The 21,499-nt window shown below is 33.1% G+C and carries 27 protein-coding genes; 13 read left to right on the forward strand and 14 right to left on the reverse strand.

Going from position 1 to position 21,499, the window contains the following annotated elements; genetic code table 11:
- Positions 1 to 107 precede the first annotated feature (107 nt).
- Positions 108 to 485 (reverse strand): DUF983 domain-containing protein, encoded by a 378-nt coding sequence (locus tag RMO53_RS07180; protein WP_310379296.1) that lies wholly within the window; start codon positions 483 to 485, stop codon positions 108 to 110.
- A gap of 110 nt (positions 486 to 595) precedes the next feature.
- Between RMO53_RS07180 and RMO53_RS07185 the strand changes: the two genes are divergently transcribed.
- Together RMO53_RS07185 and RMO53_RS07190 are read left to right on the forward strand one after the other, a co-directional pair.
- Positions 596 to 2,503: an ABC-F family ATP-binding cassette domain-containing protein gene (locus RMO53_RS07185; RefSeq protein ID WP_310379297.1), complete on the forward strand. Its 1,908-nt coding sequence runs from the start codon at positions 596 to 598 to the stop codon at positions 2,501 to 2,503.
- Between the two features lie 20 nt (positions 2,504 to 2,523).
- Positions 2,524 to 2,934, forward strand: a complete 411-nt coding sequence (locus RMO53_RS07190) for a DUF4345 domain-containing protein (protein ID WP_310379298.1) — start codon at positions 2,524 to 2,526, stop codon at positions 2,932 to 2,934.
- Here the strand turns inward: RMO53_RS07190 and RMO53_RS07195 are convergent.
- The 7 genes from RMO53_RS07195 to RMO53_RS07225 form a co-directional block, all read right to left on the reverse strand.
- Positions 2,927 to 3,421, reverse strand: coding sequence for a DoxX family protein (locus RMO53_RS07195; protein WP_310379299.1), 495 nt, complete (start codon positions 3,419 to 3,421; stop codon positions 2,927 to 2,929). The two genes, RMO53_RS07190 and RMO53_RS07195, sit on opposite strands and share 8 nt — an antisense overlap.
- A gap of 18 nt (positions 3,422 to 3,439) precedes the next feature.
- Positions 3,440 to 4,105: a GIN domain-containing protein gene (locus RMO53_RS07200; RefSeq protein WP_310379300.1), complete on the reverse strand. Its 666-nt coding sequence runs from the start codon at positions 4,103 to 4,105 to the stop codon at positions 3,440 to 3,442.
- A gap of 32 nt (positions 4,106 to 4,137) precedes the next feature.
- A complete protein-coding gene (locus RMO53_RS07205) occupies positions 4,138 to 4,485 on the reverse strand; it encodes a hypothetical protein (protein WP_310379301.1) in 348 nt (115 codons plus the stop codon).
- Positions 4,486 to 4,811: 326 nt separating this feature from the next.
- Positions 4,812 to 5,099, reverse strand: a complete 288-nt coding sequence (locus tag RMO53_RS07210) for a hypothetical protein (protein WP_310379302.1) — start codon at positions 5,097 to 5,099, stop codon at positions 4,812 to 4,814.
- A 174-nt stretch (positions 5,100 to 5,273) separates the two neighbouring features.
- The gene (locus tag RMO53_RS07215; protein ID WP_310379303.1) at positions 5,274 to 5,639 is read right to left on the reverse strand and encodes a hypothetical protein; all 366 of its coding nucleotides are present in this window, start codon (positions 5,637 to 5,639) and stop codon (positions 5,274 to 5,276) included.
- A gap of 73 nt (positions 5,640 to 5,712) precedes the next feature.
- The gene (locus RMO53_RS07220) at positions 5,713 to 6,018 is read right to left on the reverse strand and encodes a hypothetical protein (protein ID WP_310379304.1); all 306 of its coding nucleotides are present in this window, start codon (positions 6,016 to 6,018) and stop codon (positions 5,713 to 5,715) included.
- 23 nt (positions 6,019 to 6,041) lie between these two features.
- Positions 6,042 to 6,284 (reverse strand): hypothetical protein, encoded by a 243-nt coding sequence (locus RMO53_RS07225; protein WP_310379305.1) that lies wholly within the window; start codon positions 6,282 to 6,284, stop codon positions 6,042 to 6,044.
- A gap of 193 nt (positions 6,285 to 6,477) precedes the next feature.
- On the opposite strand from RMO53_RS07225, the gene RMO53_RS07230 reads away from it, so the two are divergent.
- Positions 6,478 to 6,705 carry a PIN domain-containing protein gene (locus RMO53_RS07230; protein ID WP_310379306.1) on the forward strand — a complete coding sequence of 76 codons (228 nt, stop codon included), beginning with the start codon at positions 6,478 to 6,480 and terminating at the stop codon, positions 6,703 to 6,705.
- An 11-nt stretch (positions 6,706 to 6,716) separates the two neighbouring features.
- Here the strand turns inward: RMO53_RS07230 and RMO53_RS07235 are convergent, their stop codons facing one another.
- Both RMO53_RS07235 and RMO53_RS07240 read right to left on the reverse strand, forming a co-directional pair.
- Complete coding sequence (locus tag RMO53_RS07235) at positions 6,717 to 7,973, reverse strand: aspartate kinase (RefSeq protein ID WP_310379307.1); 1,257 nt, start codon at positions 7,971 to 7,973, stop codon at positions 6,717 to 6,719.
- Between the two features lie 85 nt (positions 7,974 to 8,058).
- On the reverse strand, positions 8,059 to 8,538 hold the full coding sequence (locus RMO53_RS07240; RefSeq protein ID WP_310379308.1) for a GNAT family N-acetyltransferase: 480 nt from the start codon (positions 8,536 to 8,538) through the stop codon (positions 8,059 to 8,061).
- 171 nt (positions 8,539 to 8,709) lie between these two features.
- Between RMO53_RS07240 and fbp the strand changes: the two genes are divergently transcribed.
- On the forward strand, positions 8,710 to 9,729 hold the full coding sequence (gene fbp, locus RMO53_RS07245) for a class 1 fructose-bisphosphatase (RefSeq protein ID WP_310379309.1): 1,020 nt from the start codon (positions 8,710 to 8,712) through the stop codon (positions 9,727 to 9,729).
- 197 nt (positions 9,730 to 9,926) lie between these two features.
- On the opposite strand, the gene RMO53_RS07250 is transcribed toward fbp, so the two are convergent.
- Positions 9,927 to 10,358, reverse strand: a complete 432-nt coding sequence (locus tag RMO53_RS07250) for a TerB family tellurite resistance protein (protein WP_310379310.1) — start codon at positions 10,356 to 10,358, stop codon at positions 9,927 to 9,929.
- A gap of 182 nt (positions 10,359 to 10,540) precedes the next feature.
- Between RMO53_RS07250 and RMO53_RS07255 the strand changes: the two genes are divergently transcribed.
- Positions 10,541 to 11,134: a HupE/UreJ family protein gene (locus tag RMO53_RS07255; RefSeq protein ID WP_310379311.1), complete on the forward strand. Its 594-nt coding sequence runs from the start codon at positions 10,541 to 10,543 to the stop codon at positions 11,132 to 11,134.
- 4 nt (positions 11,135 to 11,138) lie between these two features.
- Positions 11,139 to 11,567 carry a dCMP deaminase family protein gene (locus RMO53_RS07260; RefSeq protein ID WP_310379312.1) on the forward strand — a complete coding sequence of 143 codons (429 nt, stop codon included), beginning with the start codon at positions 11,139 to 11,141 and terminating at the stop codon, positions 11,565 to 11,567.
- A 4-nt stretch (positions 11,568 to 11,571) separates the two neighbouring features.
- Here RMO53_RS07260 and RMO53_RS07265 read toward each other — a convergent pair whose 3' ends face one another.
- Genes RMO53_RS07265 through RMO53_RS07275 form a run of 3 tightly spaced genes read right to left on the reverse strand, consistent with a single transcriptional unit; the run spans position 11,572 to position 13,042 of the window.
- Positions 11,572 to 12,210 carry an FAD-dependent oxidoreductase gene (locus tag RMO53_RS07265; protein WP_310379313.1) on the reverse strand — a complete coding sequence of 213 codons (639 nt, stop codon included), beginning with the start codon at positions 12,208 to 12,210 and terminating at the stop codon, positions 11,572 to 11,574.
- Positions 12,210 to 12,413 (reverse strand): hypothetical protein, encoded by a 204-nt coding sequence (locus RMO53_RS07270; protein WP_310379314.1) that lies wholly within the window; start codon positions 12,411 to 12,413, stop codon positions 12,210 to 12,212. Before RMO53_RS07270 ends, RMO53_RS07265 begins: the two co-directional genes overlap by 1 nt.
- Before the next feature lie 53 nt (positions 12,414 to 12,466).
- Entirely contained in the window at positions 12,467 to 13,042 is a 576-nt protein-coding gene (locus RMO53_RS07275) for a MarC family protein (RefSeq protein ID WP_310379315.1), read from the reverse strand.
- 130 nt (positions 13,043 to 13,172) lie between these two features.
- Between RMO53_RS07275 and RMO53_RS07280 the strand changes: the two genes are divergently transcribed.
- The 7 genes from RMO53_RS07280 (at position 13,173) to RMO53_RS07310 (ending at position 21,489) form a co-directional block, all read left to right on the forward strand.
- Positions 13,173 to 14,783 (forward strand): T9SS type A sorting domain-containing protein, encoded by a 1,611-nt coding sequence (locus RMO53_RS07280; RefSeq protein WP_310379316.1) that lies wholly within the window; start codon positions 13,173 to 13,175, stop codon positions 14,781 to 14,783.
- A gap of 5 nt (positions 14,784 to 14,788) precedes the next feature.
- Positions 14,789 to 15,355 carry a DUF3109 family protein gene (locus RMO53_RS07285; protein WP_310379317.1) on the forward strand — a complete coding sequence of 189 codons (567 nt, stop codon included), beginning with the start codon at positions 14,789 to 14,791 and terminating at the stop codon, positions 15,353 to 15,355.
- Between the two features lie 260 nt (positions 15,356 to 15,615).
- Positions 15,616 to 16,593 carry a ribonucleotide-diphosphate reductase subunit beta gene (locus RMO53_RS07290; protein WP_310379318.1) on the forward strand — a complete coding sequence of 326 codons (978 nt, stop codon included), beginning with the start codon at positions 15,616 to 15,618 and terminating at the stop codon, positions 16,591 to 16,593.
- A gap of 92 nt (positions 16,594 to 16,685) precedes the next feature.
- Positions 16,686 to 16,892 carry a hypothetical protein gene (locus tag RMO53_RS07295; protein ID WP_310379319.1) on the forward strand — a complete coding sequence of 69 codons (207 nt, stop codon included), beginning with the start codon at positions 16,686 to 16,688 and terminating at the stop codon, positions 16,890 to 16,892.
- Positions 16,893 to 16,999: 107 nt separating this feature from the next.
- Positions 17,000 to 19,411, forward strand: a complete 2,412-nt coding sequence (locus RMO53_RS07300; protein ID WP_310379320.1) for a ribonucleoside-diphosphate reductase subunit alpha — start codon at positions 17,000 to 17,002, stop codon at positions 19,409 to 19,411.
- A 229-nt stretch (positions 19,412 to 19,640) separates the two neighbouring features.
- Positions 19,641 to 20,084, forward strand: a complete 444-nt coding sequence (locus RMO53_RS07305) for a GNAT family N-acetyltransferase (RefSeq protein ID WP_310379321.1) — start codon at positions 19,641 to 19,643, stop codon at positions 20,082 to 20,084.
- A 61-nt stretch (positions 20,085 to 20,145) separates the two neighbouring features.
- Complete coding sequence (locus tag RMO53_RS07310) at positions 20,146 to 21,489, forward strand: deoxyguanosinetriphosphate triphosphohydrolase (protein ID WP_310379322.1); 1,344 nt, start codon at positions 20,146 to 20,148, stop codon at positions 21,487 to 21,489.
- Positions 21,490 to 21,499 lie beyond the last annotated feature (10 nt).

Genomic DNA, 21,499 nt, shown 5'->3' on the forward strand with positions numbered 1-21,499 from the left:
CTAGGACCTGCAATGGCTAAAGCTTTATATGAGAATATTGAATATCAAGTTCCGTTAAATACTGAAATTGATATTAAAAGATTTTTGCCCAAAGTAAAACTATAGAGTTATTTTGTATTTGGGTCATAGGAAACAAACATGTTGATGTAAATATTTCTAGACCAACGCAAAACAAATGGGAACAAGAGCATAAGTATGATAATTATTGTAATAAAAGCTACTTTTAGACTGTAGCCAAAGATTATAAATGAAATGATAAAGGCTGCTATTCCAACTGCTACATTTAAACCATAACTAACATACATAGCGCCATAAAAAAAGGAAGGTTCGATTTGATACTTTAAACCACAATGACTACAATTATCACGCATTTTCAATATTTTATTGAAATGTAACGGATTTTTATCCAAATACATACTTTCATTCTGACATTTAGGACAAGTTCCTGTTAAAATGCTATATAATTTGGATCCTTTTTTTAACATTTGCAAAAAATTTAATTTATCATTTTTTTGGTAATACAAATTTAGGGGTTATTAGTCAAAATGCGCAACCTTTTAATCCCAAAATCTTTCAATCTTATAATTAAAAAGTAATGCTTAATATACATAATCTGTCGGTTTCTTTTGGAGGAACTTATTTGTTTGAAGAAGTAACTTTCAGAATGGGTGCTGGCGATCGAGTTGGACTTGTTGGAAAAAATGGTGCGGGAAAATCAACGATGCTTAAAATTTTGGCTGGCGATTTCAAACCGGATTCAGGTCAAATTGCAACCGAGAAAGAAGTTCGGATAGGGTTTTTGCGTCAAGATATCGATTTTGAGCTAGGAAGAACCGTACTTGAAGAAGCCTATCAAGCCTTTACTGACATACAAGAAGTAGAGCGAAAATTAGAGCAAGTAAATCATTTATTGGTAACTCGAACTGATTATGAAAGCGAAGCTTATTCTCAAATTATTGAAGACTTATCTGATTACACGCATCGATTTGAATTGCTTGGAGGTTACAATTATGTGGGCGATACCGAAAAAATCTTGTTAGGATTGGGTTTCAAACGAGAAGTTTTTAATAACCAAACCGAAACTTTTTCTGGAGGTTGGAGAATGCGTATCGAATTAGCTAAACTTTTATTACAAGCCAATGATATTCTGCTTCTGGATGAGCCAACAAATCACTTGGATATAGAAAGTATCATTTGGTTAGAAAGTTTTCTTAGAAATTATCCTGGTGTAGTAGTAATTGTTTCTCACGACAAAATGTTTTTGGATAATGTTACTAATAGAACCATCGAAATTTCCCTTGGCAAAGCTTATGATTTTAATAAACCCTATTCTCAATATTTAGAATTGCGTCACGAAATCAGGGAAAAACAATTGGCGACACAAAAAAACCAAGCCAAGAAAATTGAAGAAACAGAGAAGTTAATCGAAAAATTCCGTGCCAAAGCCTCGAAAGCTTCCATGGCGCAATCGCTTATTAAAAAACTCGATAAAGTAGAACGTATTGAGGTCGATGAAGACGACAACTCTGTGATGAATATTTCGTTTCCAGTCAGTAAAGTGCCAGGAAAAGTGGTCATTGAAGCAGAAAATGTAACCAAAAAATACGGCGATAAAACCATTTTAAAAGACATTAATTTGTTGGTTGAACGTGGCAGTAAAATTGCTTTTGTAGGACAGAACGGTCAAGGAAAATCCACATTGATAAAAGCATTTGTTAGAGAATTTGAGTTTCAAGGAAACATCAAAATGGGACACAATGTGCAAGTAGGTTACTTTGCACAAAATCAAGCGGAATATCTCGATGGAGAAATCACCTTGCTTCGCACCATGGAAGATGCAGCAACCGATACGAATCGTTCGAAAGTGCGTGATATGTTGGGTTCTTTTTTGTTTCGTGGTGATGATGTAGAAAAAAAGGTGAAAGTACTTTCTGGAGGTGAACGAAACCGTTTGGCATTGTGTAAATTATTATTGCAACCCATCAATGTTTTATTGATGGATGAGCCAACGAATCACTTGGATATTAAATCCAAAAATGTATTGAAAGCCGCCTTGCAAAAATTTGAAGGCACATTGCTTCTGGTTTCTCATGATAGAGATTTCTTGCAAGGTATGTCTAATTTAGTTTATGAATTCAAGGACCAAAAAATTAAACAATATTTAGGTGATATCAATTACTTTTTAGAACAACGCAACCTAGAGAACATGCGTGAAGTGGAGAAAAAAGATATCGAAAAGAAAGAAGCTCCAACCTCAAATTCTAAAACCTCTTATGAAGATCAAAAAAAGAGTAAATCGTTGCAAAATAAATTAAGCAAGGTAGAAAGTCAAATAAAAGAATTGGAGCGTAATATTCAACAAGATGATAAAGCATTGGCATCCAATTATGACAAACACCTTGAAGACGCTGCTTTTTTTATGGCATATAATAAGAAGAAAAAGGATTTAGATGCATTACTCGTAGAGTGGGAAAACATTCAAGAAGAGATTGATAATTTTTAATTTTAATTAAATAAAACTGCATGATGGAAAATTTTTTCAAACTCAAAAATTTACATTTACTTATTTCCGTACTAGTTGTTATTCCAGTTGCATTTACGTATGGTTTATTTCCTGGCGAAATGTCGCCGATCCTGTTCGATTTCGAAGTGCAAACTACAGATTTAAAAAATGTTTTTAGAGCCATAATGGGATTGTATTTGGCATTTGTAGCCTTTTGGATTTTAGGGATTTTAAATGAAAAATTTTGGACAGCAGCCACAATTGCAAACCTGCTTTTTATGACTGGTTTAGCGTTTGGCAGATTCATTAGTTTCATTATTGACGGATTACCTTCTCTAGTTTTTGTCTTTGGGACATTTGGCGAGCTGGTTTTAGGCATTTTTTCGGCTTTTAATTTGGTAAAATATAGTAAAGCAAAGAGTTCTATTTAGAACTCTTTGCTGTTTTTTTACTTATCCAATAATCTATTCCGAATCGGCCAGAGCCAATAACGAAGTAAAAAATCCCAACCCATAGAAATCCCATCGCGGGTAAACAATTCCACATTCCGTTATTGATTTGTTGCATAAAAATGGCAACAAGCATGGTGCACATTATTAAAAAAGAAGCAATTCTGGTTTGAAATCCAAGCAGTATAAAGACACCACCAACCGCTTCGCTAAAAGCACCAATCCATGCAAAGAATACGGGAAATAATGCAAATATTCCGCCATAATTAGCGACATCTTCTGGGAACCAAGAAGCTACCTCAAACAATCCCAAATTTTTATCAACTGGCGACCAAGGCATTCCAAATTTATCAGCTCCAAAACTGGAAGTCAGTAGATAACCGCAGATAATTCTTGGGATGGCAAGGAATAAATCTTGCCACCAAAAAGGCATTGTTATTGGGTGGGTAATTTTTTGTAGTAATTTCATGATTCATTTTTTAAATTTTTATAATTCAATTAATTCGCCGTTTCCTTGTGATTTTGAAGCGTCATCAAATTTGGCTTTTCCAGTATTTTTGACATCTCCATTTCCAGTATTTTTGGCTGTAATATTTTCGGTTACATTTACAATTACATCACCATTTCCAACACTTTTTATTTTGGCGTTTTTAGCCGCAATTAATTTAGCGTTTACATCTCCATTTCCTGTTTTTTCAATGTCCAAATAGTCAATGCTTCCAGAGCAAACTGCATCACCATTTCCAGCAATTTCTATTCTAAAATAGCGCCCAGTGATTCCCGTTACCTTTATGTCGCTATTGCCAGAATTTTTAATTACAGAGGCTTCGGGCATTGTTATTTTTATTTTCACACTGCTGTTTTCAATATACTTATTGTTGTAATAGTTTTCCTTAAAGTAAATAGTCAATTCGTTTTCAGGTTGGTTGTCTTTGAATGATAATAAAGGGAATAAATTGTCGTCAATAGTTACGGTAATACTCCAACTAAGTCCAATTTCAACTTCTATTTTACCATCTAAATCGTTGAAATTGATTTTATCAAAATTTTGATAATCAAAAGTTTTTGTTAGTGTTTTTCCTGAACCTTTTAGTTGTGCGTTAGCTAATAAAGTAACTAAAACCATCGCTGCTGTTAATATAATTATTTTCATGATGTTGTATTTTTAAAAGTTTGAATTTGAATTTAATTTATAGTGTATTTTACTGTGATTACTTCATCACTATAATTTTGAAGCACTAAATAACCATTGGTTGCGATTGAAAATTCTAATGATTTATTAGCCAATAATGATGGAGAAATCCATTTTTGATTTCCTTTTTTTACTTTGTACGCCTCACACGAATTTTTAGTACTTGTGTTTTCTAATTTTAAAGAAAAAGAAGCGTGTTCTAGATCGTTCCACATTTTAATTTTGCCTTTTGCAGGAACTGTAATTGTACCTTGTTTGGGTGAAATGTCTTGAACAGGTTTGCAAGAGATTTGGAATAACACTAGTACAATAAGAATTGTAATTTTGAATAAATTTGTCATACAATAAAGTTTTAATGATTAATAACTCAGCAAAGATGCGATGGTAAAAATCAGTATAAGCTTCAAATTATAATTTGAGACATTTTAAGTTTGTATCAAATTATAAAACCCTTGTAACTTAATGTTTACATGGATTTTTGAAAAAGGCTCAAATTAGATATAATGATATTTTATAAATAATATTTTTTTAAATCTAACTAACTATAGCATAATTATTTAAACTCTAAGGTCAAATTTTCATTGTTTGTATTGCTAGCATTTTCTGGAACTGATTGCCAATTGTCGCTATTAATAACAAATTTAAACGCATAATTTTTTTTATCAAGTTAAGATTTAGGTAAAATAAATTGATAGCTGTTGTCTCTTAACAAAGTCATTTTATAATTCAAATTTTGTGAATTCCAGCCATTAAAACTTCCTGCAATTGTAATCGGTTTCAATGTTGATTTATCAAATGATTTAGGCAACTTGAAGGAAAAGATAACGTTGTCATCAACGAATTCATATCCTTGAATACCCATTATAATATTTTTCTTTGGAGTTGTAATTTTTGTAAACTTCAAGTTTTTTACAAATTCTAAATCGTTTTGAGATGCATATTTGGATTGTAGCAAAAACTGTTTGGCCTTTTCATTTGAACTTAAATCAAGTTCAATAATTTCTTTAACTGCTTTTTTCTTGTCAAGTGCTGCATTATAATAGCTTTGGCATATTTATATCCCATAAAATAACCTAAATCTTTCATTTGGGTTTCATTAATAGTACTACCTTTTTGCCCGTAAAGCCAATTATAATAATTGCCTTTTTGGTTGGATGCTATAAAATTTTTTATACTTTTCCCAAATAGCTTCTTCGTTTTGGTAACCAAAGTCGATATAACCTTGAGGATAACTTTCGCGAAGACTTTTTTGATTAACAAGTTCTGCAATAAAATCTGCCGAACCCTCACTTATTGAATGTGCCAAAAGTGCATTAAAACTCATTTTTTGCAACGTATGAACATATTTGTGTAACACAATGCTGACTGCCCAACCCGGCGTGTCTTTTGCCATAATTTCACATCCAATAATTAAATTTTTAGCTGTTGGTCTTCCGCCAAAAACACCCAAGCCTATTGCAAAATAAACATCACCATCTTTAAATTCCGAATACAATTCTTTGACATTAAATTATTAAAATAGGGACGAATGCGATCCAGTTTTGTTAGTCATTCATTATCATTTCAAGCTAATTATCCGATGCGGCTTTTTTGTTATTATCCAATGAATTTTCAATAGTGTATTTTAAACCCAAACTACCTCTATCTAAATAAATATTTTGAACAATTGACAATTGTTTATTTTTGTCTGTGCTAGCGTGAACTTTGTCAAATGCTTCATAGAAATTTTCAATATCTTCTGTATGAAAAACTGTTTGTGCATTTGCTGATACTGTGAATAGTAATAAAAAGGTAAATATCCGTGAGAGAAAAGATATATTTTCTTGAAGAATTATTGCTATTGCTTGGCAAACTTTAATAATTATATACATCATAAATTTTGAGCTTTTAAGTTAAATTATTGTCGAGATTGTAGTTCGTTTTTTATTTCATCATATTCTACTTTTGTGTTTTTAAACCAGTAGGCAAAAACAAATGGCACGAAAATAAAAAAACCAATACCATTTTTGACTGTGCTCCAAACAGCACAACCAATCATCATACCTACAATGAATGCACCAATTTGATAACTCGTTTTTCTTTTTTTAATTTCAATTTGCAATTCTTCATGGGTAAGTTGGGTAAGGTCGATTTTGCTCATAACAATTATTTTATTAACCCGTTGGGTGTAATTCGTTTTCTTTACCACATAGAAACATAGATTTTGTGAATTTTAAAAGGCGTTTCACTTATTTTAAGAAAATCATAGCTATCTGAACCCATGAAGTGGGCTATCTAACTCTTTTTTTCTATGTTTCTATGTGGTAAAATTATTTTTTACTTGTTTTTATTAATTGCACCCAACGGGTATTGATAGTTTAATTGTATTGCCTATTGAATCAAGTATATCTATAGTATCAGTTAATTTGGTTGAAAAATATTCGCTTTCTCACAAACTTTCACTTCCTGATGCATTGATTGCCGCAACTGCTTTATACCATAACATTCCTCTTTACACACTGAATAAAAAGGATTTTAAATTTATTCCAAAAATAAAATTATTTGAAGTGGAAAATCATTAATGTATATAAGCTTAGCTTTCCTTCGTTACAATTTGCATTGTCTCGCGGCTCACTTGTTTTAACAAAACAATTTTGTTTTCTTCAACTGTTTTCGAAGCTTCTTCATTGAAATGACGAATGGTGTATAAAGTAACATCTTGAGTAAAATCTACTTTAAATTTTTTAGATAAAATCGAATTCAGAGCATTAAAATTTTCAAATTTATCTTCCACACAGACTGAAAAACTAATAGCCGAATTTTGAATTAAATTCACTTTAAGTTTGAATTGGTGAAACAGTGCAAAAATTTCACTAATATTCTCCTCCATTATAAACGAGAAATCTATGGAGGAAAGCGAAATTAAAAGCTGGTTTCTTTTGACAATAAAACAAGGCAAATAAGGTTCTAAATCGGCGCCTTTTGCAACACTTGTTCCCGGTAACATTGGATTTATAAACGATTTTACAAACAAAGGAATTTCTTTTTTTTGTAGCGGTTGCAAGGTTTTTGGATGTATAACAGTCGCGCCATAAAAAGCTAACTCTATGGCTTCTCGATAGGATATTTGGTTTAGCAAACGCGCATTTTCGAAATATCGTGGATCGGCATTCATCACTCCTGGAACATCTTTCCAGATGGTTACACTTTGTGCGTTGAGGCAATAAGCAAAAATGGCTGCAGTGTAATCTGAACCTTCACGACCTAATGTTGTGGTGAAATTATTCTCGTCTGAACCCAAAAATCCTTGGGTGATATTTAATATTTTTCGTTTTATATTTTTCGAAATATTTTTTTGAGTAGTTTCCCAATCTACTTCCGCATCTCTATAATTTGAATCCGTTTTAATATAATTTCTTACGTCAAGCCATTGTGTTTTAATACCCATAAAACTCATAAAATGACTTAAAATTGTAGTCGAAATGAGTTCGCCATAACTCACAATTTGATCGTAAACAAAATTATAATTAGGGGATTTATTGTGGGTTAAAAAATATTCTAAATCCGCAAACTGATCATTTACAGCGGCAAAAACGGGATTTTTATCGTCTTCGAATAAATCAAGCAAAATTTGATTGTGGTATTTTTTTACTTCTTGTACCGATGAATTTAACTCGGCCGACTTATCGAAATAATTTTTTATCACTACTTCAAGGGCATTGGTAGTTTTTCCCATTGCCGATACTACTAGAATAATATCTTCGTAACCTACTTTTTGTAAAACGTTATAAACGTTTTTTATTCCTTCGGCATCTTTAACCGATGCACCACCAAATTTGAATACTCTCATTTGAATTTTAGATTTGCTACGCCAGTTCGCTGACGCTCGGGTTAGATTTCAGATTAATAACTGAAACTTGAAAGTGATTTATTTTTTATTTTAATCTATTGTCAACAAAATGGTTGATTCCTTCTTCATCCATTTGAGCTACATACCAATCTTTAAGGACGACAGCTCCAGATTTTTCGTAGAATTCAATCGCTGGAGTATTCCAATCTAGAACATGCCAATCAATTCTGCGCACATTATCACGCTTTCCTTGTTTTATAATTTCAGAATATAAAGCATAGCCCAACCCTGTTCCTCTCATTTTATCCTTTACTACTAAATCCTCGAGATGAATTATTTTTCCTTTCCAAGTGGAGTAACGATAATAGTATAATGCAATACCCACAATTTCGTGCTCGACCTCTGCAACGAAAACTTGAAACAAAGGAACTGGACCAAAACCATCGCGAACTAAATCGTCAACGGTTACTAAAACGGCGTCTGGCTCTTTTTCAAAATCAGCTAATTCCTGTATAAGTCCTAAAACCGCTTCCATGTCCTCAGGATTTCCTTTTCGAATAATCATAATTAGTTATTTATTATGTAGCATTGGCGCAAAATAGTTGCCAATTCATCAAGTGATTTATTGTTTCGAATGGCAAATATACAATACTGATAAACTAAATAAATAGTATTGAAATTGTTTTCACAAAAAAAACGATATTTGTGACTTCAAAACAACTACAACGATTTCGTAATGGAAGAACGCAACAAAACTTTAGGAGAATTTATTATCGAAAACCAGAATGCTTTTCAATATTCGTCGGGCGAATTATCACGAATTATAAATTCTATTCGGCTGGCAGCAAAAGTGGTCAATTATAAGGTGAATAAAGCGGGACTTGTCGATATTGTTGGTGCTGCGGGTGAACAAAACATTCAAGGTGAAGATCAACAAAAGCTCGATGTTTATGCAAATGAGGTTTTTATTCAAACCTTGATAAATCGTGAAATTGTATGCGGTATTGCCTCTGAAGAAAGCGATGATTTTATAACCGTAGAAGGTTCAGACAACAGTCATAATAATAAATATGTGGTTTTGATGGATCCGCTTGATGGTTCTTCAAATATAGATGTAAATGTTTCTGTAGGAACTATTTTTTCGGTGTTTAGAAGAATTACACCCATAGGAACGCCAGTTACACTCGAAGATTTCCTGCAACCAGGAATCAATCAAGTCGCTGCGGGTTACGTAATTTATGGCACATCGACAATGCTGGTTTATACAACTGGTCATGGCGTAAATGGATTTACATTGAATCCTGCCATTGGCACATTTTATTTGTCACATCCTAAAATGGAATTTCCAAAAGACGGAATTATTTACTCCATAAACGAAGGGAATTATGTTCATTTTCCTCAAGGTGTGAAGGATTATATAAAATATTGCCAACTAGAAGAAGAAGATCGACCTTATACTTCTCGTTACATTGGGAGTTTAGTTTCAGACATTCACAGGAATATGATAAAGGGCGGAATTTATTTATATCCAACAAGTACAAAGTCTCCAAAAGGCAAATTAAGATTGCTGTACGAATGCAATCCCATGGCATTTATTGTAGAACAAGCCGGAGGAAAAGCATCGGACGGATTTACTAGAATCATGGAAATTCAACCAACGGAATTGCACGAAAGAGTTCCTTTCTTTTGTGGAAGCTATAATATGGTTGAAAAAGCCGAAGATTTCATGCACAAAGCAAAATTGAGTAAATACTAAAACTCTTTATTCTTTTGGGTTGAATTGTCTTTGGCTTTAGCCAAAGTTAATTTTGTTACCGAAATATCTAACATCTACAATTCTGACGCAGGAAAAATCTTAAAAAACTTGAGCAAATACGGAAATTCTTCCTGCGACAGAATGACAAATAAACCCTTAATATAAATGATGTTGAACTAGAGAGTTGTGGGGTGGAATTATTTATTCATGTGTTCCATCTCAAAAAGGAACGTATCTAAATCTACTTTTTTATCTACTAAAACAAGCGCTTTGTCTACTATATAATTTACATTTCCTGGTGTAAAACCCAAAGCTAAACCAAATTTTTTCAATATTTGATCTTGTTTGTCTCCTAAATGATGATCAATATGTACCATTCTAGCGAGATCATATAAACGTTCCAGTCTTTGAGCATGCAAATAAGGTGGATTGATAGGATATTTCAAAGGATTCTCTAAAATTTCTTCATATTCAGCTGCCGAAATCTCTAAATTTCTGCCCAGTCTGTCTAAAAATAATTTTTCTTCAGGGTCAATTGAACCGTCAGCCATTGCCACACGAACTATTGCAGAAAAATGACCTTTGTTTCGTTGTTTAAATTCGCTATCAAATAAATCTGAAAATGACATAATTATTAATTTTTATTTTTACAAAGATAATTCTATTTCATTTTTAAAGAAAGTCAATAATTGATTTTTTTTCATTTTTTTTTAAATATCTAAAAAACAGACTGTATTTGTAGCGGCATCAGTAAAGTATTTTCAAAATATATTGTAAGTTTGACAACCCCTAATCTTTAAAACTTGTAATAATGTCAGAATTTTGGATTTTTTTCGAAAATGGATTGAGGCATGTTCTTAATTTATATGCCTACGACCACATTTTATTTTTAATTGTATTAGCAGTACCTTATGCTTTCAAGGATTGGACGAGATTACTGCTATTGATTACGACTTTCACTTTAGGTCATACTTTGGCGTTATTGCTTTCTGTTTTTGGTGTGATTATAATAAAAGGAAATTTTACCGAGTTTTTAATTCCAATTACGATTCTAATTGTTGCGGGTTTTAATCTTTTTACTGCTGGAAAATCAGCTAAAAAAGAGAGTATAAGTGTAATAGTTTTTATCACTTTATTTTTTGGAATTATACACGGTTTAGGCTTTGCGGGTTATTTCCAATCATTACTTGGGTCAAATGTAAAACCAAAGTTATTGCCTGTGTTGGAGTTTAGTTTAGGGATTGAAATGGCACAACTAATTGTAATTTTAGTAGTTTTGATACTCTCATACATAGTTCAAACTTTTTTTAGATTTTCAAAACGCGATTGGACATTAGTCCTTTCGGCCTTTGTCATTGGAGTAGTTTTGCCCATGATTATTGAAAGTAAAATATGGTATAGATAATATAATGGATAAGAAAAAATTAAATAAGTACGACAAAGCCTATCTGCGAATTGCCAAAGAATGGAGTCGCTTGTCGTACTGCAAACGCAAACAAGTAGGCGCCATAATTGTTCGGGACAAAATGATTATTTCTGATGGGTATAACGGAACACCTTCGGGATTTGAAAATTGTTGCGAGGACGATGAAGGATTAACAAACTGGTATGTGCTTCACGCAGAGGCAAATGCAATTTTAAAAGTCGCTCGGTCAACTCAAACTTGTGATGGAGCAACACTGTATATTACACTTTCCCCTTGTAAAGAATGTAGTAAATTAATTCATCAATCTGGGATAAAAAGAGTCGTTTATCAAGTAGGTTATAGAGACACGTCGGGATTAGATTTTCTAGTAAAAGCAGGCGTTATTGTAGAACAAATAGAAGTGTTAGAATAATAAACTATTTCTTGATGCTATCGTGTGATTGAGTTTGAATTCCTCCATTCCATAAAGTAAGAATGTCAGTTGCCACTGCAGCGCCACTTCCGGCAGCAATCGCCACTTGGCTTCTCAATCCAGCAAGAGTTCCTATAACATAAATACCTTCGAAAACTAAATAATCATTGTTTTTTAACTGGATTCTTTGTTTTTCGGCAGGTATTTTTTTATGCGGCTCTACATATTGTAATAAGCCTTCTATTGCAAAAGTATTTGCGGCTCCAATTCCTACAACAACCGTTTTAGATTTATAAATATTTTTGTTTGTAGTAATTGTAAATTCCGAACACGAGGACGAAGAACGAACTAGCGAAGTAAAATCACCATCTATTTTTATAACCTTTTCATTTGAAATTTGTACAATATGAGGATATGTTTCTGATAAATGGTGTGTGGTTTCAAGTAATAAATCCGAACCTAGCTTTCCGTGAGGAATTCCGTAAACATTATTCAAAATGGCTTCCTGAAGTGACGAATTTTTTTGATGGGTAATGATGCCAATTTTTTTATCAACAACAAAGAGTTTGTTTTTTGCCGAACCTAGAACAAGCGCACATGAAATTCCGGAAACGCCACCACCAATTATAAGTACATCAAACATTAAAATTTATCGTTCATTTTTTCTTCGATTTTTTTAGACATTCTAAAAATTATTAGAATCAAAACCGCACAAAGTGAAGCTGCAATGCCTATGAAAGCAATCATGCTATTTCCTTTAAAAGGGTTTGTAAAATCGAGCAAAGTGATATTAAATACAATAAGTGCTAGAGCGAGCAAAACTAATATTGAAGTAAATATTTTCATAAGTTAATCATTAAATACAAAAGTAGGAAGCCGTAAAATTAACCATTTTTAGTTTAGGCAAAAAGCCCTTTAACATTTGAAGCAAATAATTTAACAGCAATAGCGAGAAGCACCACGCCAAAAGTCTTGCGAATAACTCCAAGTCCTGTTTTTCCTAACATTTTTTCAATTCTTGCCGATGATTTTAGTACAATATATACCAAAATAACATTCAAAATTATAGCTATCATTATATTTATAGATTGAAATTCTGCTTTAAGAGACAATAAAGTCGTCATAGTTCCAGCTCCAGCAACCAGCGGAAAGGCAATAGGAACAATTGATGCTGAACTTGATGCTTCGTCTCGATACAATCGAATTCCTAAAATCATTTCTAATGCCAAAAAGAAAAGCACAAACGATCCAGCAACTGCAAAGGAATGAACATCTATTCCTATTATTTTTAAAAATTCTTCCCCAATAAAAAGAAAAACAATCATAATAAAACCCGAAGCGAGCGAGGCTTTTTCGGATTCAATATGCCCAAATTTAGCTCTTAAATCAATAATAATAGGAACAGTTCCTACAATATCTATAACAGCAAAAAGCACCATACTTACGGTAATAATTTCTCTAAAGTCTAATTCCATATTGCTCGGTTTATGGTTACAAAAGTATCGAATTTCGCAAGGTTAATAACTATTTCTCTTTTAATTTTATTTGTACAACTACTACTACTTTAATTGTGATTTATTACTACATTTGTTAAAACACTTAGTTATGAAATCTGCACTTTATTTATTGTTGTTTTTTACTAGTTTCACTTTTGCACAAATCACATTAGAACATACTTATGATGACAATGCTGTTACTAGAGTGAAACTCGAATATTCCGGCGAGAAATATTATTTATTAAAGAAAGCTACAAATGAGTTGATTTTTTATAATGCTGATCATACGCTTTGGAAAACAATTGCATTGCCGGCTTCAACTCCAAATACATTTGTGCCTACAAAAGTGTTTCATGTGTCCGAGTCTAAAATAAACCCAGATACTAATCTAGAAATTATTTTTGGGTATTTTAATGCTAGTACTACTTCATACGAAAGTAAAATTATTTCTGAATCCGGAACGGTTTTGCTGACTTTACTAAATTCTATCAGAGTGTATATGAGTGAAATATCGGGACTTCCTGATAAATTGATTACAGAAAACGCCACGGGCAGTTCGATTAGTATAGTATATTCTGTGCCAGAACTCACTTTAGAAAACACCTATACCGATGGGAAAGTGAGCAGAATTAAACTCGAAAATTCAGCCGAAAAATATTATTTGTTAGACAAAGTAAACAACAATGCCAAAATTTATAATTCAAACCACAGTTTATGGAAAACAGTGAGTTTGCCAAAACCTATAAATGCAATTTACACCAATATTGATGTTATATCTGAAACCCAACTCAATCCTGATGCAGTATTAGAAATAGGATATTCTTATTCAGAAACGGTAAGTAGTAACAGTCAATATGAATCTAAAATTGTCAATGAAAATAACGTGGTTTTATTAACAGTTCCAAATTCTAAACATTTATCAATAAGCAGTATCGAAGGACTTCAAAATAAACTTATCGCTCACATTCAAATCAATTCAGGTATAGAGAGTTTTGGAACAAGTATCTTCGATTTACCTTCCCTTACTTTAGAAAATGCCTATTCAAATAAAGTTACAAGAGTTAAATTAGAAAATTCAGGTGAAAAATATTACACATCCTCACCGCTTTTGGATAGTCAAGCTAAAATATACAACGGCAATCATACTTTATGGAAAGCCTTAAACCTTCCGCTTCCAACTGAAAGTGTGTATCAAATAGATGTAGTTAGTAATTTATCAGAATCAAAAATAAATCCAGATGCATTAATAGAATTGTCCTATACTTATGTTGTAAGAGGTCTTCTTGAACCGTATCATTACAGCAGAGTAATTAACGAAAACGGAACGATTTTGTTGCAGGCAGATGGAGTTTTAGGAATGTATTTAAATGAAATTCAGGGGTTAAACGACAAATTGATAGGGTACACATATGATTTCAATAATAATTCGTATGTAGGTAAAGTGTATTCATTTGGGACTTTGAAAACGCTAAATTATTATAAAAACGATAAAGTTTTTATTTCACCAAACCCTGCAAAGTCTTTCTTAAATATAAATTCTATCTTCACTTCAATCATCGAAGCAACAATTTACAATATGAATGGTGCTTTAGTAAAAAAGGAAATCTCACAAAACATTACTAAAATTGATATCGATAAACTTCCAACAGGAATTTATATAGTAAATTTGACCGATTTTAATAATCAAAAATCTACGCATAAAATTACTATTTTACACTAATATAAATGTTCCAACTAGGAAAAACCATAGTATCAGAAGACATTCTCGAAAAAGAATTTGTATGTAATCTCTCCGCATGCAAAGGTGCTTGTTGTGTCGATGGAGATGCTGGAGCGCCATTGAGTGCCGAAGAAACCAAAATTTTAGAGCAAATTTACCCAAAAATAAAACCATTTCTTCGCAAAGAAGGAATTGCTGCCATAGAAGCTCAAGGAACATGGACCATAGGAACCGATGGCGATCTGGAAACTCCATTAATCAACAACAAAGATTGTTCTTACGTAATTTTTGACGGTAAAACAGCACTTTGCGGCATCGAACAAGCTTACAATCAAGGAGTAATTGACTGGAAAAAACCAGTTTCCTGTCATTTATATCCCATACGAGTTAAAGATTTTACAGAGTTTGCCGCAGTTAATTACGACAAATGGGAAATTTGTGATGATGCCTGTTCTTTAGGTAAGGAATTAGAAGTTCCAGTATACAAATTTGTCAAAGAAGCGCTCATTCGCCGCTTTGGTGAAGATTGGTATTTAGAGCTCGAAAAAGTAGCACAAGACTTTAAAAAATAAATTTTAAATAATTTTAAATTTATATTTCTAGTATTTTAAAACCCTATTATTTACGGTACTTTACACGTTTTATATTTTTTAAAATATTGAATATCAATATTTTAAAAAATCCATCGAAAATATTCTAAATTCCGCACTTTGTTAAAAACTATAGTGAATTGTGAATAAGTTTGGCTTTTTATAACCGCTAGAATTCACAATCTTTGTAGTCCACGTAAAGCACAAAATTTCGTTAAAATTTTAAAAAATAAAAAACAATAATGTCAAAAGTTGAACCAATTCTACAAGAAAATAAAAACCGATTTGTGATTTTCCCGATAAAACACCATGATATTTGGGAATGGTATAAGAAAATGGAAGCCAGTTTTTGGACCGCCGAAGAAATTGATTTGTCACAAGATTTAAACGATTGGAACAATAAATTAAATGATGATGAAAAATATTTCATCAAACATATTCTAGCTTTTTTTGCTGCTTCTGACGGAATTGTGAACGAAAATCTGGCCGAAAATTTTGTAAACGAAGTGCAATATGCAGAGGCAAAATTTTTCTACGGTTTCCAGATCATGATGGAAAACATTCATAGCGAAACCTATTCGCTATTGATCGATACTTATGTTAAAGATGAGGCTGAAAAAGATCAATTGTTTAATGCACTAGAGGTTTTTCCGGCGATTAAGAAAAAAGCAGATTGGGCATTGAAATGGATAGAATCAGATTCGTTTGCAGAGCGATTAATTGCTTTTGCAGCTGTTGAGGGCATTTTCTTTTCGGGCGCATTTTGTTCTATATATTGGTTAAAAAAACGTGGTTTGATGCCAGGATTAACATTTTCTAACGAGTTAATATCTCGTGACGAAGGCGTTCATTGTGATTTTGCAGTACATTTACACAACCACCATTTGATCAATAAAGTACCTAAAAAACGAATCAGAGAAATTATTGTAGACGCTTTAAATATAGAAAGAGAATTTATAACCGAATCACTTCCTGCGAGTTTAATCGGAATGAACTCGGGTTTAATGACACAATATTTAGAATTCGTAACGGACAGGTTGTTAGTAGAATTAGGATGTGCTAGAGAATACAACACCACAAATCCGTTTGATTTTATGGATATGATTTCGCTTCAAGGAAAAACTAATTTCTTTGAAAAGAAAGTAGCCGAATATCAAAAATCTGGAGTGATGAACACGGACAGCCAAGCACAAAAAATTAGCTTTGACGCGGATTTTTGATGTTTTTTAAATAAAAAATGTTTAAATGTTTGCTTAATTTTCATATTGAAACACATTATTTTTCTAAATTTTTACTACATCAAACAAATATTATGTTGCTTAAAACCAATGTTTTAAAAGTAGTTAAATGTCTGCCTGATAATTTTTCAGTTGAAAAATTACTTGAAAAATTATTAATTGACCAAGATAAATTAATTTCAAAAAAGCAAATAAAATTAACTCATAAGTTAAATATTCATTCGCCAAGAAGCAGTAAAGAGATAGAAGAAAAAATGAGAAAATTCGGCAAAATAATATAATATTAAAAGTTCAAAAATAGATTACAAACGGGATTAGTTTCCCAACAATAAACACAAATACCCCAAAATAGAGAAGGGATTTTCTATTTTAAAAAACCAGCAAAATTATGTATGTAGTAAAAAGAGACGGCCACAAAGAGCCTGTAATGTTCGACAAGATTACCGATAGAATTAAAAAATTATGCTACGGATTAAACAGTTTAGTAGAACCCGTAAAAGTAGCAATGCGCGTAATCGAAGGGTTGTATGACGGTGTTTCGACATCAGAGTTAGACAATCTTGCAGCCGAAACTGCCGCCTCAATGACTATTTCACATCCTGATTATGCTCAACTTGCAGCTCGTATTGCAATTTCTAACTTGCATTCTAATACTAAAAAATCGTTCTCTGAGACTATGAACGAAATGTTTCGATATGTAAATCCAAGAAACGGGCAATATGCACCATTACTTTCGGAAGAAGTGCATAAAGTTATCATGGACAACGCAGAATTTCTGGATTCACACATTATATACAACCGAGATTTTAATTATGATTATTTTGGTTTCAAAACATTAGAACGTTCTTATTTGCTCAAAATAAACGGAAAAATCGTAGAACGACCACAGCATATGTTGATGCGTGTTTCGGTTGGAATTCATTTAAACGATTTGGATTCAGTAATAGAAACCTACGACTTAATGTCTAAAAAATTCTTTACGCACGCAACCCCAACCTTGTTTAACGCAGGAACGCCAAAACCGCAAATGTCCTCTTGTTTCCTTCTAGCAATGCAGGACGACAGTATCGATGGAATTTACGATACGCTAAAACAAACTGCGAAAATATCACAATCAGCAGGAGGAATTGGACTTTCTATACACAATGTTCGTGCTACAGGTTCTTACATTCGAGGTACAAACGGAACCTCAAACGGCATTGTTCCTATGTTGAGAGTTTTCAACGACACGGCTCGCTATGTAGATCAAGGTGGCGGAAAACGCAAAGGAAGTTTTGCGATTTATATCGAAACTTGGCATGCCGATATTTTTGAATTCTTGGATTTGAAAAAGAATACGGGTAAAGAAGAAATGCGTGCCAGAGATTTATTTTTTGCCATGTGGACTTCGGATTTATTTATGAAACGCGTACAAGAAGACACCTATTGGACTTTGATGTGTCCTAACGAATGTCCAGGATTATATGATGTTTATGGCGATGAATTCGAAGCCATGTACATTGATTATGAAACGCGTGGAAAAGGTAGAAAAACAATCAAAGCGCGCGAATTGTGGGAGAAAATTCTAGAATCTCAAATCGAAACTGGAACGCCATACATGTTGTACAAAGATGCAGCAAACCGTAAATCAAATCAGAAAAATCTGGGAACCATTCGCTCTTCGAATTTGTGTACCGAAATCATGGAGTACACTTCCAAAGATGAAATTGCAGTTTGTAACCTGGCGTCAATTTCGTTACCAATGTTTGTTGAAAACGGAAAATTTGATCATGACTTGTTATTTACCGTCACAAAACGAGTAACTCGAAACTTGAACAAAGTAATCGACAGAAATTATTATCCTGTAAAAGAAGCCGAAAACTCTAACTTGCGTCATCGTCCAGTAGGACTTGGAGTTCAAGGTCTTGCCGATGCTTTTATTATGTTGCGTTTGCCTTTTACAAGTGACGAAGCCAAAACATTGAATCAAGAAATTTTCGAAACTTTATACTTCGCTGCCGTAACCGCATCTATGGAAATGGCAAAAGAAGAAGGTCCATATTCATCTTTCGAGGGTTCGCCTATTTCGCAAGGAGAATTTCAGTACAACCTTTGGGGAATGAAAGACGAAGAACTTTCAGGTCGCTGGGATTGGGCATCATTACGAAAAGAAGTCATGAAAAACGGCGTGAGAAACTCCTTATTGGTGGCACCAATGCCAACCGCTTCGACATCGCAAATTCTAGGAAACAACGAGGCATTTGAGCCTTATACTTCAAATATTTATACCCGACGAGTACTTTCGGGAGAATTTATTGTAGTCAATAAACATTTATTACACGACCTAGTAAAACAAGGATTGTGGAACGAAGATTTGAAACAAGAAATCATGCGACACAATGGATCGGTGCAAAATATTGACGCTATTCCGCAAGATTTGAAGGAATTATACAAAACAGTTTGGGAAATGTCTATGAAAGACATCATTGACATGTCACGTCAACGTGGTTATTTTATTGATCAATCGCAGTCGTTGAACTTGTTTATGCAAGACGCCAATTATTCAAAATTAACCTCAATGCATTTCTACGCTTGGCAATCAGGATTAAAAACCGGAATGTATTATTTGAGAACAAAAGCCGCAGTCGACGCTATTAAATTCACTTTAAATAACGACAAAAAAGCCGAACCGATAGAAGTAGAAGAGCAGTTAATTGCTGTCGAAGCAGAAACATCCGAAATCTCTGCCGAAGAATACCGCGCCATGATTGAACTGGCTAAAAATGCTGGTCCAGACGATTGCGAAATGTGTGGTTCGTAATTAGAAAATTGAAAAAAGAGTAAAGAATATAGAAAAACAGCTGTCAAAAATTGATGGCTGTTTTGGTTTTTAAAGCTATTTCCCGCTTTCCGTTGCAATCTTGTCATTGCGAGCTTGTGATGCAATCTCACACCAACAAGGATTTTTACTACACACAAGCGAAGCGAACTGACCGAACACAAATTAAAATGTAAGCCTTGTTAGGTAATCGGGGATAAAAAATAATAAAATGAAACTAATTCGAACAACATCAAACAACCTAGATTTTCAAAAGCTAACCGCACTTTTTGACGAATATCTAATTGATATTGACGGGGACGAAAAAGATTTTTTTGCACAATACAATCAAATTTATATCGACAACGTCATCATTTGTTATGAAAACGAAGAGCCACTAGGTTGCGGAGCATTCAAAAAATCAGAAACTCAAGTAGCCGAAATTAAGCGAATGTTTGTTCCTGTAGCACATCGTGGAAAAGGCATTGCAGGTAAAATTTTATCAGAATTAGAACTTTGGGCAAGAGAATTAAATCATACTTCGTGCATTTTAGAAACCTCATTTAAACTAGAAAATGCAATTGCATTGTATAAAAAATCAGGCTTTGAAATCACAGAACAATACGGTCAATACATTGGTGTTGAAAGTAGTGTTTGCATGAAGAAAATATTTTAGAAAATTCCCTTTTTACTTCATACATTCGTAATTCAAAAATCGTAATTCGTAAATTCATAAAATGAACTGGGAACAACTCTTATCACTACGTCGTCAAGGCGACACCAGCAAACGCCTGCGTTCAGAACAAGACGATACTCGTTTGGGTTTTGAAGTCGATTATGATAGAATCATTTTCTCGGCAGCTTTTAGAAGTTTGCAGGACAAAACACAAGTTATTCCACTTTCGAAAACTGATTTTGTACATACTCGATTGACACACAGTTTAGAAGTATCGGTTGTTGGTCGTTCCATTGGGAGATTAGTTGGAAAAAAAATCATTGAGAAATATCCACATTTGGCTGCAATTCACGGTTTTCAAGCGAATGATTTTGGAGCAATTGTAGCGGCAGCTTCATTGGCACATGACATTGGTAATCCACCATTTGGGCATTCTGGCGAAAAAGCTATTGGCGAATATTTTTCAATTGGAAAAGGACAACAATACAAAGATCAACTCAATCCAAAACAATGGCAAGATTTAATCGATTTTGAAGGCAACGCAAATGGATTTTCGGTGCTTACAGCGAGTCGTCCCGGAATTGAAGGCGGTTTAAGAATTTCGTATGCAACACTCGGCGCATTTATGAAATATCCAAAGGAGAGTTTGCCCAAAAAACCAACCAAAAATATAGCCGATAAAAAATACGGTTTTTTTCAATCTGACAAGGAATTTTTCCAAGAAGTTGCATCAGAATTGGGAATGATTCCTAATAAAAACGGAAACGATATGGGTTATGAACGACATCCGTTAGCCTATTTAGTCGAAGCTGCAGATGATATTTGTTACACCATAATTGACTTTGAAGACGGTATTAATCTGGGATTAGTTTCAGAAGATTTTGCTTTAGAATATCTTATTAAATTAGTAAAAGACACTATCGACACTACAAAATATAAGACTTTAATTACTAAAGAAGATAGAATAAGTTATTTACGAGCTTTAGCAATTGGAAACTTAATTAACGAGGCTGTGAAAGTTTTTATCGAAAATGAAGAAGCAATTCTACAAGGAAAATTTCCATTTGCTCTGACAGATAAAAGCAAGTACAAAGCTCAAATGGACGATATTATCAAATTGAGTGTCAATAACATTTATCAAAGCCGTGAAGTTATAGAAAAGGAATTGACAGGTTATCAAATTATAAACCTGCTTTTGGATAAATTTATTACTGCATTTAATAATAATTACAATGGAAGAGCTACTAATTATGATAAACTTTTGTTGCAACTCTTACCTGAAAAATATCATATCGAAAAAGAAAACTTGTATGATAGGTTGCTTCACATTTGTCATTTTATATCCATGTTAACAGATGGCAATGCCTTGATTTTTAATAAAATAATTACTTCAAACAATAGTTAAATTTTTTAGA

Source organism: Flavobacterium sp. (genome assembly GCF_031409475.1).
In the GTDB taxonomy this organism is placed as follows: domain Bacteria; phylum Bacteroidota; class Bacteroidia; order Flavobacteriales; family Flavobacteriaceae; genus Flavobacterium.

Bases quoted from the DNA above. Each gene is read 5' to 3' on its own strand.
- RMO53_RS07180 (WP_310379296.1), bottom strand. From the start codon at position 485: ATGTTAAAAAAAGGATCCAAATTATATAGCATTTTAACAGGAACTTGT.
- RMO53_RS07185 (WP_310379297.1), top strand. From the start codon at position 596: ATGCTTAATATACATAATCTGTCGGTTTCTTTTGGAGGAACTTATTTG.
- RMO53_RS07190 (WP_310379298.1), top strand. From the start codon at position 2,524: ATGATGGAAAATTTTTTCAAACTCAAAAATTTACATTTACTTATTTCC.
- RMO53_RS07195 (WP_310379299.1), bottom strand. From the start codon at position 3,421: ATGAAATTACTACAAAAAATTACCCACCCAATAACAATGCCTTTTTGG.
- RMO53_RS07200 (WP_310379300.1), bottom strand. From the start codon at position 4,105: ATGAAAATAATTATATTAACAGCAGCGATGGTTTTAGTTACTTTATTA.
- RMO53_RS07205 (WP_310379301.1), bottom strand. From the start codon at position 4,485: ATGACAAATTTATTCAAAATTACAATTCTTATTGTACTAGTGTTATTC.
- RMO53_RS07220 (WP_310379304.1), bottom strand. From the start codon at position 6,018: ATGATGTATATAATTATTAAAGTTTGCCAAGCAATAGCAATAATTCTT.
- RMO53_RS07225 (WP_310379305.1), bottom strand. From the start codon at position 6,284: ATGAGCAAAATCGACCTTACCCAACTTACCCATGAAGAATTGCAAATT.
- RMO53_RS07235 (WP_310379307.1), bottom strand. From the start codon at position 7,973: ATGAGAGTATTCAAATTTGGTGGTGCATCGGTTAAAGATGCCGAAGGA.
- RMO53_RS07240 (WP_310379308.1), bottom strand. From the start codon at position 8,538: ATGATTATTCGAAAAGGAAATCCTGAGGACATGGAAGCGGTTTTAGGA.
- fbp (WP_310379309.1), top strand. From the start codon at position 8,710: ATGGAAGAACGCAACAAAACTTTAGGAGAATTTATTATCGAAAACCAG.
- RMO53_RS07250 (WP_310379310.1), bottom strand. From the start codon at position 10,358: ATGTCATTTTCAGATTTATTTGATAGCGAATTTAAACAACGAAACAAA.
- RMO53_RS07255 (WP_310379311.1), top strand. From the start codon at position 10,541: ATGTCAGAATTTTGGATTTTTTTCGAAAATGGATTGAGGCATGTTCTT.
- RMO53_RS07260 (WP_310379312.1), top strand. From the start codon at position 11,139: ATGGATAAGAAAAAATTAAATAAGTACGACAAAGCCTATCTGCGAATT.
- RMO53_RS07265 (WP_310379313.1), bottom strand. From the start codon at position 12,210: ATGTTTGATGTACTTATAATTGGTGGTGGCGTTTCCGGAATTTCATGT.
- RMO53_RS07270 (WP_310379314.1), bottom strand. From the start codon at position 12,413: ATGAAAATATTTACTTCAATATTAGTTTTGCTCGCTCTAGCACTTATT.
- RMO53_RS07275 (WP_310379315.1), bottom strand. From the start codon at position 13,042: ATGGAATTAGACTTTAGAGAAATTATTACCGTAAGTATGGTGCTTTTT.
- RMO53_RS07280 (WP_310379316.1), top strand. From the start codon at position 13,173: ATGAAATCTGCACTTTATTTATTGTTGTTTTTTACTAGTTTCACTTTT.
- RMO53_RS07285 (WP_310379317.1), top strand. From the start codon at position 14,789: ATGTTCCAACTAGGAAAAACCATAGTATCAGAAGACATTCTCGAAAAA.
- RMO53_RS07290 (WP_310379318.1), top strand. From the start codon at position 15,616: ATGTCAAAAGTTGAACCAATTCTACAAGAAAATAAAAACCGATTTGTG.
- RMO53_RS07295 (WP_310379319.1), top strand. From the start codon at position 16,686: ATGTTGCTTAAAACCAATGTTTTAAAAGTAGTTAAATGTCTGCCTGAT.
- RMO53_RS07300 (WP_310379320.1), top strand. From the start codon at position 17,000: ATGTATGTAGTAAAAAGAGACGGCCACAAAGAGCCTGTAATGTTCGAC.
- RMO53_RS07305 (WP_310379321.1), top strand. From the start codon at position 19,641: ATGAAACTAATTCGAACAACATCAAACAACCTAGATTTTCAAAAGCTA.
- RMO53_RS07310 (WP_310379322.1), top strand. From the start codon at position 20,146: ATGAACTGGGAACAACTCTTATCACTACGTCGTCAAGGCGACACCAGC.